Annotated in this window: 9 protein-coding genes; 8 read left to right on the top strand and 1 reads right to left on the bottom strand. The window is 45.6% G+C overall.

The window, feature by feature from the left end:
• The first annotated feature begins 305 nt into the window (after positions 1-305).
• The 3 genes from T359_RS23300 to htpG all read left to right on the top strand — a co-directional run bounded on the left by T359_RS23300 (position 306) and on the right by htpG (position 10,153).
• Positions 306-2,168, top strand: a complete 1,863-nt coding sequence (locus T359_RS23300) for a glycoside hydrolase family 11 protein (protein ID WP_197027101.1) — start codon at positions 306-308, stop codon at positions 2,166-2,168.
• 187 nt (positions 2,169-2,355) lie between these two features.
• Positions 2,356-7,908 carry a hypothetical protein gene (locus tag T359_RS0114560; RefSeq protein WP_026518105.1) on the top strand — a complete coding sequence of 1,851 codons (5,553 nt, stop codon included), beginning with the start codon at positions 2,356-2,358 and terminating at the stop codon, positions 7,906-7,908.
• A 115-nt stretch (positions 7,909-8,023) separates the two neighbouring features.
• A complete protein-coding gene (gene htpG, locus T359_RS0114565; RefSeq protein WP_026518106.1) occupies positions 8,024-10,153 on the top strand; it encodes a molecular chaperone HtpG in 2,130 nt (709 codons plus the stop codon).
• 47 nt (positions 10,154-10,200) lie between these two features.
• Here the strand turns inward: htpG and T359_RS0114570 are convergent, their stop codons facing one another.
• Positions 10,201-10,983 (bottom strand): formate/nitrite transporter family protein, encoded by a 783-nt coding sequence (locus tag T359_RS0114570; protein WP_026518107.1) that lies wholly within the window; start codon positions 10,981-10,983, stop codon positions 10,201-10,203.
• 277 nt (positions 10,984-11,260) lie between these two features.
• Here T359_RS0114570 and T359_RS0114575 point away from each other — a divergent pair, with 277 nt between their 5' ends.
• From T359_RS0114575 to T359_RS0114595, 5 genes are all read left to right on the top strand, one after another.
• Positions 11,261-11,959: an ABC transporter ATP-binding protein gene (locus tag T359_RS0114575; protein ID WP_026518108.1), complete on the top strand. Its 699-nt coding sequence runs from the start codon at positions 11,261-11,263 to the stop codon at positions 11,957-11,959.
• Between the two features lie 20 nt (positions 11,960-11,979).
• A complete protein-coding gene (locus T359_RS0114580; protein WP_026518109.1) occupies positions 11,980-13,614 on the top strand; it encodes an efflux RND transporter periplasmic adaptor subunit in 1,635 nt (544 codons plus the stop codon).
• 20 nt (positions 13,615-13,634) lie between these two features.
• Complete coding sequence (locus T359_RS0114585; RefSeq protein WP_026518110.1) at positions 13,635-14,843, top strand: ABC transporter permease; 1,209 nt, start codon at positions 13,635-13,637, stop codon at positions 14,841-14,843.
• Between the two features lie 13 nt (positions 14,844-14,856).
• Complete coding sequence (locus T359_RS0114590; RefSeq protein WP_026518111.1) at positions 14,857-16,074, top strand: ABC transporter permease; 1,218 nt, start codon at positions 14,857-14,859, stop codon at positions 16,072-16,074.
• A gap of 67 nt (positions 16,075-16,141) precedes the next feature.
• Positions 16,142-19,723, top strand: coding sequence for a DUF5717 family protein (locus tag T359_RS0114595; protein WP_026518112.1), 3,582 nt, complete (start codon positions 16,142-16,144; stop codon positions 19,721-19,723).
• Position 19,724 lies beyond the last annotated feature (1 nt).

The raw sequence follows: 19,724 nt of genomic DNA on the forward strand, positions 1-19,724 counted from the left end.
GGCCGTTTCTATCCTTTATTATCAATAAAACACTCGCGAAAAAGAAAAATGGTCTTGAGAGCTACGCTCTCAGGACCACTTTGTCTACAGTCTGAAACCAGGCACTCCGGTGCCTGGTTTTTTTATGCCTTTTCTTTTAAATTGTTGCTAAAATGTGTCAACTTTTGTAAAAAAGTTGTCTAATTTTGCCTAAGTAATAGATACATCTGGGACTAGCCGTTATAATATGTCTTAACAACCCACCCTTTTGTTGTGGCGAACGAAGGAAAACACTAGACGAGAGAGAAAAGAGAGGAGGTATTTGGGTGAAAAAACGTAGCATTAAAGCAGTAGCACTTGCTCTGCTGGTGGGAGTATCCATGCTTGTTCCTTCAGTCAAGGTCCAGGCGGCGACAACTCTTTACGAGAACAAGACCGGTAATCAGGACGGATACGATTACGAGCTTTGGAAAGATTCCGGTAACACCAGCATGACATTGAATGAAGGGGGAACATTCAGCTGTCAGTGGAGCAACATCAACAATTGTCTTTTTAGAAAAGGTAAAAAATTCGGCAGTACACAGACCTATCAGCAGATCGGTAACATCACTTTTGATTATGGCTGTGACTATCGTCCAAACGGAAATTCATATCTGTGCGTCTATGGATGGGCAACGGATCCGTTAGTAGAGTACTACATCGTAGACAGCTGGGGATCATGGCGTCCACCGGGGGGATCACCTAAGGGACAGATCACAGTAGACGGCGGAACTTATGATGTATATGAGACAACCCGTTACAATCAGCCTTCAATCCAGGGCAACACCACTTTCCAGCAGTACTTTAGTGTACGAACATCCAAGAGGACAAGTGGAACCATCAGCGTAACTGAGCACTTCAAGGCCTGGGAGCGCATGGGCATGAGAATCGGCAAGATCTACGAGGCAGCTCTCAATGTAGAAGGCTATCAGAGCAGCGGCTCAGCCAACGTTTATAAGAACGTTATGACTGTCGGCGGCTCATCAGGCGGCAACCAGGGTGGCAACCAGGGCGGAAACCAGGGGGGTAACCAGGGCGGCAATCAGGGTGGTAACACCGGAAGCCAGAGCCAGGGCGGCGGAACCATAGTTCAGTGCGAGTCCATGCAGAAGGCAGGACAGTACACAGGAAACATCAACAATCCTTTCGGCGGCGTAGCACTTTATGCCAACAACGACAGAGTTTCCTATACACAGTATTTTGCAGCAGGAACCCATAACTTTACACTTCGCGGCTGCTCCAATAACAGCAACATGGCAAGAGTAGACCTTAAGATCGGCGGCCAGAACAAGGGAACCTTCTACTATGGCGGCTCCTATCCTGCAGAGTACACCATCGAGAATGTAAGCCACGGAAGCGGCAATCAGACCATCGAACTTGTAGTAACAGCAGACGACGGCCAGTGGGATGCATATATTGATTACCTCAAGATCGTAGGCGCAGGCACAGGCAGCAGCGAAGGCAGCAGCGAAGGCAGCAGCGCCAATACCGGCAACCAGGGTGGAAACAACCAGGGCAACCAGCCTGCTCCCGCTAACCAGAAGCTTATCGCTCTTACCTTTGATGATGGCCCATCAAGCACCACAAGCCAGGTTCTTGATGTTCTTGAGAAATACAACGTTAAGGCAACCTTCTTCCTGATCGGACAGAATGTTAACAGCAATACTCTTTCCATCATGCAGAGACAGGTAAGAATGGGATGCGAGCTTGCAAGCCACTCCTATACACACCAGGATATGACAAGAATGAGTGCACAGCAGATTCGCAACGAGATGGAGTGGACTTCATCAGCCATCAAGAACTCCGTAGGAGTAGACGTTAAATTCTTCAGACCTCCGTACATCTCTGTTAACAACACAATGTACCAGAACATTGATTATCCTTTCATCCAGGGACATCTGATCAATGACTGGGAAAACAGCACTTCAGTACAGCAGAGAGTAAACAATGCCCTCAGCGGAGCCAAGGACGGACAGATCATCCTTCTTCATGACTTCCAGGGCAACAGCCAGACAGTACAGGCTCTTCCTCAGATCATTGAGAGCCTTCAGAATCAGGGCTACACCTTTGTAACAGTAAGTGAGCTCTTTGAGAAAAAGGGTGTTAACCCCAACGTAGAGTACAAGATCTGGTCCAACGCAAACAATTAAATTTCATAGCTAATACCACAACAACAGGAAGGAAAGGAGCAGTCGAAAGGCTGCTTTTTTCCGTTTTTTGTGAACTTTTTTTCACTTGCTTTTTCCCTCTGTGATAGTATAATGAATTCGCTCACGGTGTGAGTATGAGGGAGAGGAGGAAAATATGAGGAAAGTATTATAACGGAGGAAGTCAGTAATGAGAAGTGCCAAAAGGGGATGGTACCGTTTTCTGGCTGCTAATCTTGCGGCAATCACGGTATCTTTTTCATGCACCGGACATGTTAATGCAGCGGACAGTGCATATTCTGACCTGATTCAGGAAGAAATCACTCAGGAAGATTTATTGCTCTCGGAAGAAGCAGAAGATGGGGAAATTCTGCTTGATGAAGAGGAATGTTTCGAAGAATCTCAGGAAGAGCTTTTTGCAACCGAAGAAACAGCGGACGTTGCGGAAGATCCGGAGGAGCCTGCAGATGATGATGCAGAATTCGAAGCAGTAAACAGATTTAAATTATCAATAAAAACAGATGCCAACACCTCACTTATTGAAAGCAGCCTTCAGGGTGCTGAGAAGGTGGGAAGTGAGTATCTTGTCGGAGAAAGCAATAGTGAAGAAGAGAATGATGGCTTTATTGATCCGGATGACAACGTTTATGATCCGGAAAATTCACTCAACTCCATTTCCTTTTCCGTTAAAATTGCTGACAGTTACCGTTTGGATGAAGAAAATACCTACGTAGTGGTTACATCTGCCGGCAAGACCTATACTCTTTATGGAAAAGACGATTTTATCAGTTTTGATTTAGGAGATGATGATTCTGTCAGAAACATCAGATTTTCATACGCGGATGCGGATCTTCCTTACGGAGGAGACGTTGAGTTCAATATTAAGACCTATTCAATAATCACTGATTATACCTTAACTTTGGAGGGCGGGCTTTCGGTAGCTTTTCTTCCTGAGGATTCCGGACTTGTATATCGGTCGGATAAGAAATATCACGTGTTGTTAGAAAATGACAGTATATCTGCTTTTCTTAGTGTACCTGTAAATAAGATGCCTAAAGGTGGAGACTTTGACAAGTCCAATTTTGAGGTGTTGTATAACGGTACTCCTGTGGATGAGGGCTTATACAGATGTGATTACAGCAGAGAAACGGGATTTTGCGAGTTTAGTTATGAACTTCCCTGTGACAATTATAATATTGCAGTCCCCGGAGATATAACTGTGAAAGCGACTCTGGTAGCAGATACAGCCAAGTCAAGCTATAGCTTCAGCTGGAGTGGAGATCATATAAAGGTTACACCTGACAGTGAATTGAATGGAATTCTCAGAAGAACCGGAGACAAATCATTCCTGATAGATCCGGAGGCTACCGGTTTTTACGTGGACTTGATCGTTGATGAAGGATACATGGTTGATGTTGACTCAGAAGGAAATCTGAAGGGAACCATAGGCGGTAAGTCCTGGATTAATAATGACAATGTGAATTGCGATTATTGCGATGGAGTTTTTTCGTTCTATTATGATTTTCCTGTTGATGAAAAAACTGACCAGATCAAGCGTGGCAACGTCAGCATTGCACCTACAATTGTATCCGAAAAAACCGGCAATACTTTTTCTGTGGATTCCGGAAGCACCGGCTATATCACAATTGATCCCTCTACTGTAGAAGAGGGTTCCGGATTGATTTATGACAGCTCCAAATACTATCAGAGACGTGGGGAGACGGAATTTACTGCGATTTTAAAGGTTAATTCCAATATAGCTGATGACTTTACTACAGATGGTCTCAGAGTAAAGTTTGGAGATAAAACACTCAGTTCCGATAATTATGATTTTGACGCTCAATATGATATGGATAGCGGATTGGTTACTCTCAAAGTTTACAGAGAGTACTATGCTAATGAGGATGACGAGGAAGCACGTCTCAGAAGCGGAAATATTGTTGTAAGCTACAAAGCACAGGCTGATTCAAGCGACAGAACCAGCTACACTTTGTCCGTTGGAACAGGTCTTATGATTGATCCGGAGGATCCTGATTCTGTAGATGGCCTTCAGTACGATACCAAGACCAAGAAGTGGTATATCCTTAACACCGGCGACAAGATCAGGGCAACGATCAAGGTTGCGGAAGGCTATTATTATCAGATACCTGAGGATGGTGAAGTTGTTGCTACTGTCAAATTTGGTGATAAAAAAGCCGATGAATTTGATTATGATTTTTCTTATGATGAAGATGAGGGCAGCTTTAGCTTCAGCTATAACTTCGAGGAAAATGAAAAGACAGAAAAGACTGCCTATGGTAACGTAAGTTTTTCAGTGGCGCTTCAGAGCCTTATAAAAGTATCTCTGAGCTATGACAATAAGCTGTTCCGACTTACAAATGATGCTTCAGAGTGTTTTTATAATTCTGCCGATAATAAGGCTTTTTATGTGAAAAAGGGTGAAGATCTGATCTTCAAAGTAGAAGCTGCTAAAGGCTATAGGATTGATTCTGTTAAAAATGGCAAGCAGATCCTTTCTCCCATGGATGAAGAGGAAGCACCGGAATATTATGATGATGAATATAAAGATCTCAAGGCTTATTACAAGATTTCAAAGTTGACATCTGCGACCACTGTCACTGTTCTTTCAAAGCAATGCCCCGGTGTTACAGTAACTCCGGTTATTGATGAAAAGAAAGACTCTAAGAATGCAACTGTAGTATTTGAAGGAGTTGATACTGTTTCAGGTAAATATGTTACCAAAAATGAAGATATCATAATAAAGATTACTCCTGCCCAGGGCAGAGTAATTGCTGACGTCGACTATCGTACTGAAGATTCCGACGGAAAACTTAGCCCTGAAGCAGATGGATCTTATATAATCCCATCAAAGAGGGTTCGCAGCCTTGCTGAAGAAGGAAATGAGATATTCATCAATATATCTACCGATGAGGAACCTGTTAATGTCTTCGTAAGTGTTAACGGACAGAAGTGCGGATATGACGGAATTGATAAACTTTTGGACTTCTGGTTTAGTAACGGCGCAGATTTTGATTCAAAGCTTGGGGAATATAGGACTGAAGTTAGTTTTATGGATGAGGAAGGATATGACAGTACCATTGACATGGTCATCCTACCATATTCTGAAGGCGTTTCCATTGACTCTGTGAAATATAAGATTGGAAAAGACGGCAAATTCAAAGAGCTTACCAAGTATGATGAAAGAAGAAGCGATGAGGATGCAAAAGTAAGATATTACTATAAGATAGACAGAGCCGAAGTGGATAAGGCCAAAAAGGACCGCAACGATATCTATATAGAAATCGAAGGTTCCAAAAAGGAACCAAAGAAGGTAACCTTTAAGCCCGCTGACGGTATCACATACTGTACATACTTAGGTGATGGCAGGGTTGGCAATCGTATTGACGGAACCATAGAAGCTGATTATGGACTGGAGTACAAGTTTGTTGTATACCTTGATGATGAGAAAGCATCGACTTCCGAGATCAAAGCGGTTAAGTACGGCTCCAAGACCCTTAAGCTTATGGATGACGGATTCCATAAATACTACACCCTGGGCAAGATTCAGGACAATAAGCCGGCAACCGTTGAAACTGTAGTTGAGGTTAAGAGAATTCTTTCCAATATCAGCATAGTTGCCGATGGGAATGTTGAATCCATCAATGTTTCCGTGGACGGAGAGAACATGGAGTACAGCGATGTGCTCAAGATTTTAAGTAAGTCCAAGGTGGTTCTCACTGTTAATTGTAAGGAAGGCTATACTGTCGGTGATGTTACCTGCTCCGGCGGAACCAAGATCACAGTAAAGGGCAGGGAGATATCCTTTACCGCTCCTGAAAAGAATGAGACCATCACCATCAAGACAACAGGAGAGGATTGTACATCCATACAGAGTGAATCCGGAACTGTTGATTTCAGAGGTAAGGCTAATCTTACAATGACCACCGAAGAGAAGGCTACCATCAAGGTAGTAGCCGGTGGCAAACTGATTGATATAACAGGTATCAAGCTCAAGAATATTAAAGAAGAAACAGGCTTCGCCACAGTTGCAGGTACAGGCACCATCGTGCTTGACGGTAAGGCTGCCAAGGGCGTTTCCAAGAAGATCACCCTCAGCATTTTCTGCCAGGGTGAGAAAAAGGCTCGTCAGGTAGATATAGTTGTTAAGCAGAAGCCTTCAGCCATCACAGTTTCAGGCTTTAAGAAGGGCAAGGCTAAGCTTGCTGTTGGCACAACAGCCGTATATCCTGTCAAGCTCAATGATAAGTTCGATTACAAGGGACTTAAGGTATCTGTAGTCAGCCGGGTAAATGCAACCGTTACCCTTGATACAGAGGAAAGAACTCTTACAGTTCAGACCTTCAAGGGAAGCTCTTTTGCAAAAGAAAACGAAGATATTGTATTTAACTTTGTTGGTAAGGACGGAAGCACCATCGGATCAGAGTTTGTGATCACACCTGTGAAGGCATCACTTGCTGCACCTGCAGTTAAGGTAACAGGATCCGATGATACATCAGTAACACTTTCACTTTCACTTCCTAAGGGAGTTTCTGATTATAAGAACCTTAAGTATGTGATTGAGGCAACTGCCGTTACAACTAAAAAGAATCCTCAGGTGGCTCAGGGAATGAAGGCTTCTGTTAAGAAGACTGTCGATGTAACAGAGACTTCCGCAACTCTGAAGCTTTCTGATAATAAAAACGGAACCGTCCAAAAGTACAACGTGGTTGTAAAACTTGTTCAGTATACCGGCTCAAGCGCTACAGAAGTTTTCTCAGAAGGTAAGGCGGCAAAGGTAAGCGCAGCAACCAAAAATCCCGGGTATGAGACCAAGCTTGCACTTGTCAAGAAGCAGACTTCTTTCACTATTTATGAGAAGGATGTACTTCTTGCAACAGCCAAGTTCCGGGCAGCAACCACCTTCAAGACCATTGCAAAAGCAGAGATAATTGCTCAGGGTTCGGAGACAGCACTTCTTAACTCCGGCAAAGGTGAGATCCTTATTCAGGACGGCAATGTAATAGTTAAAGATACAACCAAATTTGCAGCCGGAAAATATACCCTTAAGGTATATCCTGTAGCTGCAGAGGGCGCCGGCAAGCCTGCAACTCTCACAATTGTTGCCAAGGCTCCCGTGACTAATATCAAGCTTACAGCAAATACAGGAAGACTGTACAAGATCGGCAATAAGGCAGCAACTGTCAAGGTTAATGCAAGCTGCATCTCAAGTAAGTCCGAGGATGGCAAGCCTGCATCCAATAAGGTTGAATGGACAATCACTTCTTCCAACGAAGAGCTCAGAGATGCTGTCAGCGTTAAGGACGGCGTTGTCACTGTAGCAAAGACCTACATACCTACAGGAGACAAGAGCAAGGATACATTTTCAGTAAAGGCTACCGCAGCTGATCTTGGAAGTTCTAATTCCAAGGCTGCCACAGATCAGATTTCATTCTTTGTTACATCTGAGATGGTTAGGCCCGTAGGCATCAGCGTTGAAGGTGTTGATAACCTTAAGAACCCTGTTGCAGGGGATAAGCTTAACGGAGCAACCCTGGTTGTTACAGATCCTTCAGGCAAGGCTATAGATCTTTCTCTTGTGACCATTACAGTATCTCCCAAGAAGGGAATGACAATCACTCCTGACGGAAAGATTTCTGTAACCAAGAAGGGAAAATATACAGTAAAGGTAACAGCCAATGATTGCAGCAAGAGTAAATACACTCAGAAAATTAAAATAAACTGATAAGTTTTTTGTTAGCACTCGTTTTAAACGAGTGCTAATTTTTTGTTGACTTTTATTTTTTTGGGATTTAAACTTGTTTTTGTACCAAATGAATTGATGAAAAGGAGTGAGAACTATGGCTTCAAAAAAGGGAAATTTATCAATTAACAGCGAGAACATGTTTCCGATAATCAAGAAATGGCTTTATTCGGACCATGATATTTTTTACAGAGAAGTAATATCCAACGCCTGCGACGCTATCACCAAGATCCGTAAGATGGACATGATGGGTGAGTACGAGCTTCCCGAGGGCTTCAAGCCCCGTGTGGACGTTATCCTCAATGACAAGGACAAGACCATCAAGATCGTGGATAACGGTATCGGTATGACAGCAGAGGAGGTTGAGGAGTACATCAACCAGGTTGCTTTTTCAGGAGCTACAGACTTCCTTAACAAGTATAAGGACAAGGCTAACGCTGACCAGATCATCGGCCACTTCGGTCTTGGTTTCTATTCAACCTTCATGGTTGCTGAGAATGTAGATATCGACACACTTTCTTATAAGTCAGACGCAGCTTCGGTTCACTGGACCTGCGACGGCGGCTCTGATTTCGAGATGAGCGACGGAGATAAGACAGAGGTTGGTACAACCATCACACTGCATCTTTCTGATGACTGCCTTGAGTTCTGCAACGAGTACAAGGCAAGAGAGGTTATTCAGAAGTACTGCTCCTTCATGCCTTACGAGATCTACCTTTCAAGAGAGAACGAAGAGGGCACAGAGACCATCAAGGCTTCAGAGAAGCTTGAGTCTGATGTTGTTATAGAGGAGGTTCATCCCGAGAAGAAGGAGGGAGAGACAGAGGAGCCTGAGCTTCAGTACAAGATTAAGCGCCGTCCTCAGCTTCTTAACGACACACATCCTCTTTGGGCCAAGACTCCCAAGGACTGCACAGATGAGGAGTACAAGGAGTTCTACAGAAAGGTCTTCAGAGATTACAAGGAGCCTCTTTTCTGGATCCACCTCAATATGGATTATCCCTTCAACCTCAAGGGAATCCTTTACTTCCCCAAGATCAACATGGAGTTTGAATCCATCGAGGGAACCATCAAGCTTTACAACAACCAGGTATTTATCGCAGATAACATCAAGGAGGTTATCCCTGAGTATCTGATGCTTCTTAAGGGCGTTATCGACTGTCCTGATCTTCCTCTTAACGTATCAAGATCAGCCCTTCAGAACGACGGCTTTGTTAAGAAGATTTCCGAATACATCAGCAAGAAGGTTGCCGAGAAGCTGGCAGGCCTTTGCAAGACTGACAAAGAGAACTATGACAAGTACTGGGATGATATCAGTCCCTTCATTAAATACGGTTGCCTTCGTGACGACAAGTTCTGCGAGAAGATGACAGACTACATCCTCTTTAAGAACCTTGAGGGCAAGTATCTCACAACTCCCGAGGCTCTTCAGATCAACAAGGAGGCCGAGGAAGAGGCTGCCAAGGAAGAAGCAGTTGACGCTGAGGGTAATAAGGTTGAAGCTGAAGTTGTTGATGGTGGAGCCCAGGTCAATGATTCCGAAGAGTCAAGCCAGAATGGCGCAGACGATTCGTTGAATCAGACGACCAGCCAGGAAGAGGACAAGGAAAAAGAGCCCCGTGTTATCTACTATGTAACAGACGAACAGCAGCAGAGCCAGTACATCAACATGTTCAAGGCCCAGAAGATGGAAGCCTTCATCATGAACCACAACATCGATGTACCTTTCATGCAGCAGCTTGAGGGCAAGAACGAGGGAATCCGCTTCCTTAGAATCGATGCCGATCTCACAGAAGCTTTCAAGGCCAAGACCTCCAAGAAGGCTGCCAAGGAGCTTGAGGAGCAGGAGAAGAGCCTTTCAGACAAGATCAAGAAGGCACTTAAGAACGACAAGCTCACTGTCAAGCTTGAGAAGCTCAAGGACAAGAAGGTATCTTCAATGCTCACAGTTTCTGAGGAATCAAGACGCATGGCTGAGATGATGAAGATGTACGCCATGAACGGAATGAGCATGGGCGACTTCGGCAACGAGGGCCAGACACTTATCCTCAATGCCAACCATCCTCTTGTACAGTATGTTCTTGAGAACGAAGAGGGCACCAACACAAGAATGATCTGCGAGCAGCTCTATGATCTTGCCCGCATCCAGAACGCACCCCTTGAGGGCGAGGCCATGACCAAGTTTATTCAGAGAAGCAACGACATCATGATGCTTCTGGCAAAGTGATCAATGCCACAGAAAAAAGAATAAAAAAGAAGGATAAGCCCCGGGGCTTAATCCTTCAGATATGCTACATAGTAGGCGGCGCCAACACATAGGCTTCCGCCTATTATATTGCCCAAAGTTACGGGAATGAGGTTGGTTACAAAGAATCCAAACAGTGACAATCCTTCCGCAGGTACGCCGTATACGGCCGATGTGAGAAGTCCCGCGGGGATGAAGTACATATTTGCTACGCAGTGCTCAAATCCGCAGATGATAAAGAGCATAACCGGAAGCCACAGAGCCAGTACCTTGCCCGCCAGCTCATCCGCTGCAAAGGAACACCATACAGCAAGGCAGACCAGAACGTTACAAAGAATTCCGCGAAGGAAGCCGTCTCCAAAGGAGATATTGGCCTTGGTCACTGCAGTGTTTACAACCATAGTGGCGAGATTGCCGCCATCAAAGGAATAGATGTGGCTGAAGGTGGCAATGAGGGCGATGATAAAGCCTCCCACCATATTTCCCAGATAAACAAGAAGCCAGTTTCGGAGCATTCCTGAAAGCTTGGCCTTTCCTGACAGAACAGGAACGATGATAAGGCAGTTGCCGGTAAAGAGCTCGGCGCCGCCGATAAGTACCATAAAAAGACCTATAGGGAATACAACAGAGCTGATGACTCTGGCACTGGACGGGTCAGCGGCGCAGCAGCTGGCAATCTGGCTTCCGAGACCTCCCAGGGCAATGTAGGCGCCCGCTAGGATTCCCAAAAGAAAAGTCTTTCCCGAAGAAAGCTCAGTCTTCCCCTTTCCTGCGGCTTCGTATCTGCTAGCAATTTCAGCAGGTGATTTCATAATATAATTCCTCCAAATCAAAACTTTCCTTTATAATACAATACTTGGCCATATCCGTGCAAATAAGGGCAAAACTCGTGTGTTCATGGTGGTTTCCGTGAAACAGTTTATACTTTTTTTATAATATGCCCGGCTAAATGGCTTTATTTATTTTTGGAAACGGTATATACTTGAATAGGTTGCGTGCAATTTTATTTGCGCATAACCAGACGTGGTCGGCGGTTTCGGGAAATGGTGTTTAGGAAACTGATACCATGTGGAGGATTAGAGGAGAACTATGAAGAAACTAGTTGAGATAAAGGATGTATGCAAGATATACAATCCTGGAGAAAATGAAGTCAGGGCCCTTAATCATGTTACCCTGACCATCGGAGAGGGCGAGTTTGTCGCCATCATCGGCCAGTCCGGCTCAGGAAAATCCACACTTATGAATATGCTGGGGTGCCTTGATACCCCCACCAGCGGAAAATATTTTTTGCATGGACAGGATGTTTCCCATATGACAGACGACGAGCAGTCTGATGTACGAAACAGGGAGATAGGCTTTATATTCCAGGGCTTCAACCTTATACCGTCTCTGACAGCCCTTGAGAATGTGGAGCTTCCGCTGATATACAGAGGCGTCAGCAAAAAAGAGAGAGAACGCCTTGCCAATTCTGCCCTTAACAGCGTTGGACTTGAGAAAAGAAAGACCCACAAGCCCAATGAGATGTCAGGAGGACAGCAGCAGAGAGTTGCCATTGCAAGGGCCATAGCCCAGGCGCCACCCATACTTCTTGCGGACGAGCCCACAGGTAACCTCGACACTGCATCCACCAAGGAGATCATCAGGATCATCAAGAGGCTTTACCACGAGGGAAGAACGGTTATCATCATCACCCATGACCCGGGTATCGCCAAACAGGCCAAGAGAATAATTACCATTTCTGATGGAATGATACAAAGCGACATTATAAATCCGGACTACAAAGAGTAAGCAGAACCAGGAGGAGAATCATGGCAAACAATAAAGAAAAGAACAATAAAGCTAACGAAGAAAATCAGGTTGTTGCGGCTGAGAACAGCACCGAGAACAAAGAGAGCGGTACTGAGATCAAGGAGACCACCGGCGCAGCCGTTGAGATCTATGACGAGGATGACAATATAGACCTTCATGACACACCGGTTAAGAAAAAGAGATTCAAGAAAAGATGGATAGTTCTCGGAGTAGTGGTGCTTCTTATTGCTTTTTTCGTGGTCAGAGGAGTTTTGGCAACCAAGAACGCTGTAGTTTTGGTTGATACCTACGAGGCTTCCCTGGGGGATATCGAGAATGTCCTTTCCATTTCAGGAACAGTTGAGAGCGCAGAGACCAAGACCTTTTTCTCTGATGTAACAGCACCTATAAACGAGATCAACGTCAAGGTGGGAGATAAGGTTAAAAACGGCGATATGCTTTATACCTATGATGCAGAGTCCATCGAGCTTGCCAAGAAGACAGCGGAGCTTTCCATCACTCAGGCCAAGGGAAGCTACAACAGCCTTTATTCAGGCACAGCAGCTGCTGACAGACAGTATGCTCAGGGCATGAATGCTCAGCAGATCAATGCAAGACTTGATGCCATCACAGCTGAGATCGATACCATCAACAACAAGATCACAGAAAAGACCAACAGGATCAACCAGACCATCAAGGACATCCAGAACACCATGCAGGATGTGAACCAGAATGGTATCGGAGATAATTACGAGCAGTATTTTGAAAACGGCAATACAGAATTCATTACCAGAATTGAGGACAGCTCATCAGACAATAAGGAGCCTTCAGCTGAGAACAGACAGGCCAGCCTTGCTCTTCAGCAGACACTGACAGATGTTCAGTACAAGCTCAACACCGATCAGGAGATCCTGGCCTGGAAGAATCAGGTCACAGCTCTTCAGGAGGAGCAGAGCCATCTTCAGTCTGCCAAGGCTTCACTGGTAAATCCCGGAACAGCTCAGTCCACCAAGGCTCAGTATGAGTCCACGGAGCTTACTCAGAACGATACCATCTCCAAACTTGAGAAGGCTGCTGAGGGAGTTAAGGCTGACTTTAACGGAGTTGTTACAGCCATCAGCGCAGTTGAAGGCGCTACCGTAACAACAGGAGCTCAGGTTCTTTCCATGGCCAACCTTGATGATGTGCAGGTTTCTATCTCTGTTTCCAAGAGTGATCTTCCCAAGATCTCAGTGGGACAGAAGGTTGATGTTACCATCAACGGCAAGGCATACAACGGAGAGGTTACACAGATATCCGGTAATGCCACCAAGAACAATAACGGTGTTGCGGTTGTTGCAACCACCATCAAGATAACCAATCCCGACTCAGACATTATCCTGGGAGTTGAGGCCAACAATAAGATCCACGCCGAGAAGGCTGAGAATACCATGGTTCTTCCTTATGAATACATCCAGACCGATTCTGACGGAGACTACGTATATGTGGTTGAAGAGGGCCTTGTTAAGAGAAAGAATGTAACTATCGGAATCGCCACCAGCACCGATGCCCAGATTCTTGAAGGCATCAGCTTAGGAGACAGGATCATTACATCAGACACCTCCATTCTTACAGAAGGCATGCCTGTAGTTGACAACGCACAGCTTGGCGGCTGATAGGAAATGAGATTTAGCAGATGGGTAAATTTGGCGAGTATTTTAAAAGTGCAATTAAACAGATAATAGGCAACGGCTATCGTACTGCCATGACCATGCTGGGTATTGTTATAGGAATCGCTGCGGTTATAGCGGTAGTTTCTCTGGGTAACGGAATGAGTGAGTTCGTTCAGAGTGAGATCAACGGCATCGCGGGAAATTACGGAAGTATTTCACTGAATACAAGTAAGACCTCCGAGACTTTTTCCCAGGATGACATCGATCTTCTGGAGGAACAGATTCCTGACATAAAGGGTATCTCTCCCAATTTCTCAACCTATGGCAAGGTTAAGGGAAAAAGAGCAACCCTTGAAGCCAGCATTGCAGGCGTAGCTCCCGCCTACAGATATTCCATGAGCAATGACATCATAGCGGGGCAGTACTTTAACGCTCAGCAGGTAGCCAGCAACCAAAGAGTGTGCATCATGCTAAGGGACGATGCCAAAAAGCTTTTTGGAACAGAAAATGTCATCGGCATGGAAGTGGAGATTGAAGTCTGGGGCAAGTCTGTCAACTATACCATTATCGGACTCAGAGACAGCATGAACAGAATGTATCAGTTCCTTATGGAAGGCCAGGATTATTATGCCACGCTTGAGGTTCCCTATACCTCCATGGGAGCTGACTTTGACTTTAATATAGAGGAATTTTATTCAATGATGCTTTTTGCGGATCAGAGTATCCTTACAGAGAGCGTTGATAAAGCCAGAGAGATCCTCACCAATAAGCATGGACTCAGAGGGACCAGTGCCCTTAGTGCCTACAGCATGGCGGACTTTAGCCAGGAGCTGGATGAGATTCTGGGATACGCCAGAACCTTCCTTCTTCTTGTATCCGTTATCTCCCTTATCGTAGGCGGAATCGGTGTTATGAATATCATGCTGGTGTCTGTTACCGAGAGAACCAGAGAAATCGGAATAAGAAAATCCATCGGAGCCAGCACGGGAGCCATTATGACCCAGTTCCTGTCAGAGGCTGCGATCCTTACTCTGCTTGGAGGAATTGTCGGTATTATTGTGGGTATTGTGATGGCATACATCATCTGTACTCTCATTGGATTCAAGGTTATCATCACTCCCACATCCGTTTTGGGAGCGGCATTTTTCTCTGTGCTTATCGGACTTTTCTTTGGAATCTATCCTGCAAGAAAAGCTGCAAAAATGAAACCTATAGATGCATTAAGGCTATAAGAAAGGCTGAAAATTGGGAAGCTTTGGCGAATATGTAAAAAGCGCGATTTCAAGTATACGCAATAATAAAGGAAGATCATTTCTGACCATGCTGGGTATCATCATCGGTATCGCAGCTGTTCTTACTGTGCTTATAATCGGTGACGGTATGAAGGCTACAGTCAATTCCGAGATGGACTCCATCGGAGCCACCAGTATCTCCGTCAGCCTTGATAACACCAAGACCGATAAAACCATAACCAAACAGCAGCTCAGGGATATTGAGAACAATATCGAAGGTATCTACGGCATATCACCCAGCACCACGGATTTTGGCACAGTTGTCGGAAGAAAGGGCACTGTGGACATGTACATGACCGGTGGCAGCGAGTCCATGATAGAGCGAGGTCAGATCAAAATGGTCCATGGCAGATATTTTTCCCGCTCTGATGTTGATGAGGATAAAAGAGTTGTGGTTCTCAGTCAGACTGCCGCTGATTATATCTTCGGATACGAAGAGGTGGTGGGAGAGACCTTTGAGATGGACTGCTACGGCTTGACTTCTGAGTTTACCGTTGTGGGAATCCGGGAGGATAACACCATGGACAAAGCCTATGCCTTATATGGAGGAGACGAGGTCATAGTTATGGGAGAAGCTCCTTTTACAGCAGTGGCAGATTCTTTTGGATATGATGTGGACAGTTATATTAGTAGTTTTACCATTTATCTTGACAGTGTTAATAAGGATGAGGTCCTTTCAAGAGCCCGCTCCGTTGTGGAGAACATCCTGGGACTTCGCGGGGAAAATGCGGTAAAGATCTCATCCGGTTCAGGCTTTGACCAGACCACGGAATCCATCCTCAATATCATCACTTCCGTTGTGGCCATCATCGCAGCCATTTCCCTTCTTGTAGGCGGAATCGGCGTTATGAACATCATGACTGTATCAGTAACAGAGAGAACCAGAGAAATCGGTATCAGAAAATCCCTGGGAGCACGTACCAGTTCCATTCTTACGCAGTTCCTGGCAGAAGCGGCCATTCTTACTTTTACCGGAGGTATTATCGGTATGGCCTTTGGCATGGGTATTTCCTTTGTTATATGCAGGATTGTTGATTTCTCCTTTGTTGTGCGTCCGGAGCTGGTGGTTCTTGTAGTTGCCATCTCTACAGCAATAGGTCTTTTCTTTGGAATTTATCCTGCCAAACGTGCAGCGAAACTTGACCCCATCGAGGCTCTCAGAACCGAATAAAAGTGTTCCAAGCCCTGTGGCCATATGATATACTATATAGGATAATTAGGTTTATTGGGGTGAGATTTTGAGAGAGATAATAGAGCAGTTTCTTAAGGGGAATTTTGAATATACTGAGAAAAAATTAGACTTCTCCACTCCAAGGGTGGAGCTTTCTTTAGGTACCGGCGAGACCATCGAGGGTACCTTTACTATTTTTGGCCCCGAGAACAGGCTGTCTGAGGGCCATATCTATTCCAGCGATGTCCGCATGGAGGTTCTCACTCCGGATTTTTCAGGCTCGCCTTATGAGGCATCCTACAGATTCAACGCCATAGGCATGACTCCGGGAGACGTTCTTCAGGGGGAATTTCGCATTATCTCCAATCAGGGAGAGTATCTGCTTCCCTTTGTGGCCTCCGTCAGACTTGATCATATCGCATCGAGCCTTGGAGATATCAAGAATTTGTTCCATTTCGCCAATCTGGCCAAGAGTGATTGGGCTGAGGCGGTAGATCTTTTCTATTCCAGGGATTTCATTTCAATATTCAAGGGCACTGACGGCCAGTACGAGAGCCTCTACAGAGGTCTGTCTCAGATCCCCGGCAGCCAGCAGAATGTGGAGGAGTTCCTCATTGCCATCAACAAGAAGCAGCCTGTGACCTATATTCCGGATCAGCAGGAAATTCTTCTTGATTTTTCGGGGCTGTCTCATGACACCACCTTTATGCTCACAAGAAGCGGCTGGGGCTACACACACCTTCAGGTAAGGCTTGACGGCGATTTCCTCATGCTGGATAAGACTGAGATCAATGAAGAGGATTTCACAGGTAGTTCCTGCAGGGTGAGGATGAGACTTCGAACAGACAAGCTTCACGCCGGCAACAATTTTGGCTGCATTACCTTCGAAAATGCCTATGTTTCCGTCAGGATCCCTGTTACCGTTTCCGTGGATTTTGCCGGGAACCATTTCAGAAGTGACTACCACGAGAAGAAAAAGCTCATTGTGGAGCTTATTAAAGTATACGAGAATTTCAGCTGTAAAAAGATAACTTCCAGAGCCTGGGTTTCCGAGACCGGCAAGATCATTTCCAAGATGAACGCTCTGGATGAGAAGGATCTGGAGTTCAGACTCTATACAGCTCACTATTATATAACTGCAGGCAGGGTCAACGAGGGCAAATGGATCCTGGACCATGCCGCAAAAGAAGTGGAGGAAGCACCGGGGGATACCCTTTACTGCTACTACCTCTATCTTTCGACTCTCTGCAGCAGAGAGGATGCTTTTATCAACGATATCGCTGAGAGAATGGAGGGGATCTTCAGACGCAATCCCGACGACTGGCGCATAGCATGGCTTCTTCAGTTTGTGGCTGAGGAGTATTCATCCAGCACTCCCAGGAAGTGGATGATGCTGGAGCAGCAGTTCTCTTTTGGCTCCAGAAGCCCCATTATCTATATGGAGGCCATGAACCTTCTGAATGAGACACCGTCTATTCTGACAAGGCTTGACGAGTACGAGCTCCATGTCCTTGCCTACGGCGCCAAAAGGAAAATAATTAACCTCAATCTTATGGACCAGATCGTATACCACGCTCTCAGAGTCAGGAACTACGACAAGAAACTCTTTGATATATTGAGGTCCTGCTATGAGGTCAAGGAGAGCGACGAAGTACTGGAGGCCATGGTCTCCCTTTTGATAAAAGGCGGTAAGACCGACAGGGCATCCTTTGCCTGGTATGCCAAGGGTGTGGAGAGAGAGCTTCATATCACAAGACTCTACGAATATTACATGATGTCCATCTATACTGATGCCGAGGGCAATCTTCCCTGTGAGATCAGCAGAATGGCCCTTATGTATTTCTCCTATCAGTCGGATCTTGAATACGATAAAAATGCCATTCTCTACAGATATGTTCATGAGCGCAAGGAGGAGTTCCCTGAGCTCTATGAGAGCTACCAGCCCCAGATAGAGAGGTTTATGCTGGCCCAGCTGGACAAGGGCAGGATCAACAGAGACCTGGGATATTTGTACAAGAACCTTCTGACCAAACAGATGGTGGATGCGGCCAATGCTTCCAGAGTCCTCAGCGTCCTTTACACAGCGGAGATCAGGACAGATGACAGACGTATCACTTCTGTTCATGTAATATATGACAAGTGTGAAAGGGAGATGAGATATCCCCTGACCGACGGTGTGGCCTACGTTCCGCTGTATGGAACTGACTTCTGTGTCATTCTTTCCGACAGGCAGGAAAACAGATATGCAGCCAGTGTTCCCTACAGCAGCACCAGACTTATGGCTCCCGGAAGGATCGCAGCCTATGCCATTCCCTATATCCAGAAGGGCAAGGAGAACCTGGATCTTTTCCTCTGCGACCTGGGCAAAAATGCCTACACCATCAACATGGACAATGTGGGCAGATACAAGGACCTTGCGGCTTCCGAATTTGTAAGGAAGAGCTGCAGGGATGAGATCAGAAACAATCTTGTCCGTTTCTACTATGACAATGATTTTACAAGGCAGCTGACGGAGTACCTTATGGAGATTGATCCTTCGGGACTTCAGACCAAGGAGAGAAACGAGATCCTTGAGTTGATGGTAATGGGCGGCCTTTATGACAGGGCTCTTGAGTGGGTCAGGAACTACGGAACCTATGGCGTGGATCCCAAGATCATATTGAGACTTTGCGGAAGGCTCATAGACAGGGATGCCCTTCCGGGAACCTGGCCCGAGACTGAGATTGCATTTTATGCCTTCGCCAGCAGCAAATATGACGAGCAGCTTCTCAAATACCTGGTGGCCAATTATAACGGCACCGTCAAGGGTATGAGAAATATCTGGAAGGCTGCCGAGTCCTTCGGAATAGATACATATCATCTTTCCGAGAGGATACTTATTCAGATGATGTACAGCGGCTCCTACGTGGGAGAGAAGAATGTGATCTACGAATCCTACGTGCGAAGCGGCGCCAATACCGATATTGAGCTGGCATTTCTTGCCTGCAACAGCTATGACAATTTTGTTCACGGCAAGGTTGCGGATAAGTATTTATTCGAAAGAATCGAGAAGCTGGCTCAGGAGAGACTTCCTCTCAACGGAGTGTGCAAGCTTTCTTACCTTCGTCACTACGCCAGTGAGAAGAAGGCTGAGGAGGAGTACAATCCCGAGGTGGTTATCAGCTTTTTGAGAGAGCTTCTTGATCAGGGAATCTTTTTCCCCTTCTTTATGGATTATTCGGAGCTCTGTCCCGATATGCTGCAGTTCTCCGACAAGACCATGATAGAGTACAGGACCCTTCCGGGCACCAGCTGTGTTCTTCACTACAGACTTGCCGGGGGAGAGGACAATGAGTACCACAGCATGGAGATGAGGGAGATGTACGACGGCATTTATGTCTGCTCCTTTGTACTGTTCTTCGGAGAGCAGCTTCAGTACTATGTCTCCGAGGAGAGAAGCGACGGAAGCGCCATCACCACAGAGAGCGGAATGGTCTCCAAGAGTGATATCGTCAAGAACGGCTTCAATTCAAGATACAGCCTTATCAACGACATCATGATCGGAGAGACCCTTCAGGACTACGACACCGTTGATAAACTGCTGGCGCAGTATTACAAGAAAAAATCTTTATGCGATCATTTATTTAAACCCTTGAAAGAGGATCAGTGAT

It is taken from the genome of Butyrivibrio sp. MC2021 (assembly GCF_000621605.1).
In the GTDB taxonomy this organism is placed as follows: Bacteria; Bacillota; Clostridia; order Lachnospirales; family Lachnospiraceae; genus Butyrivibrio.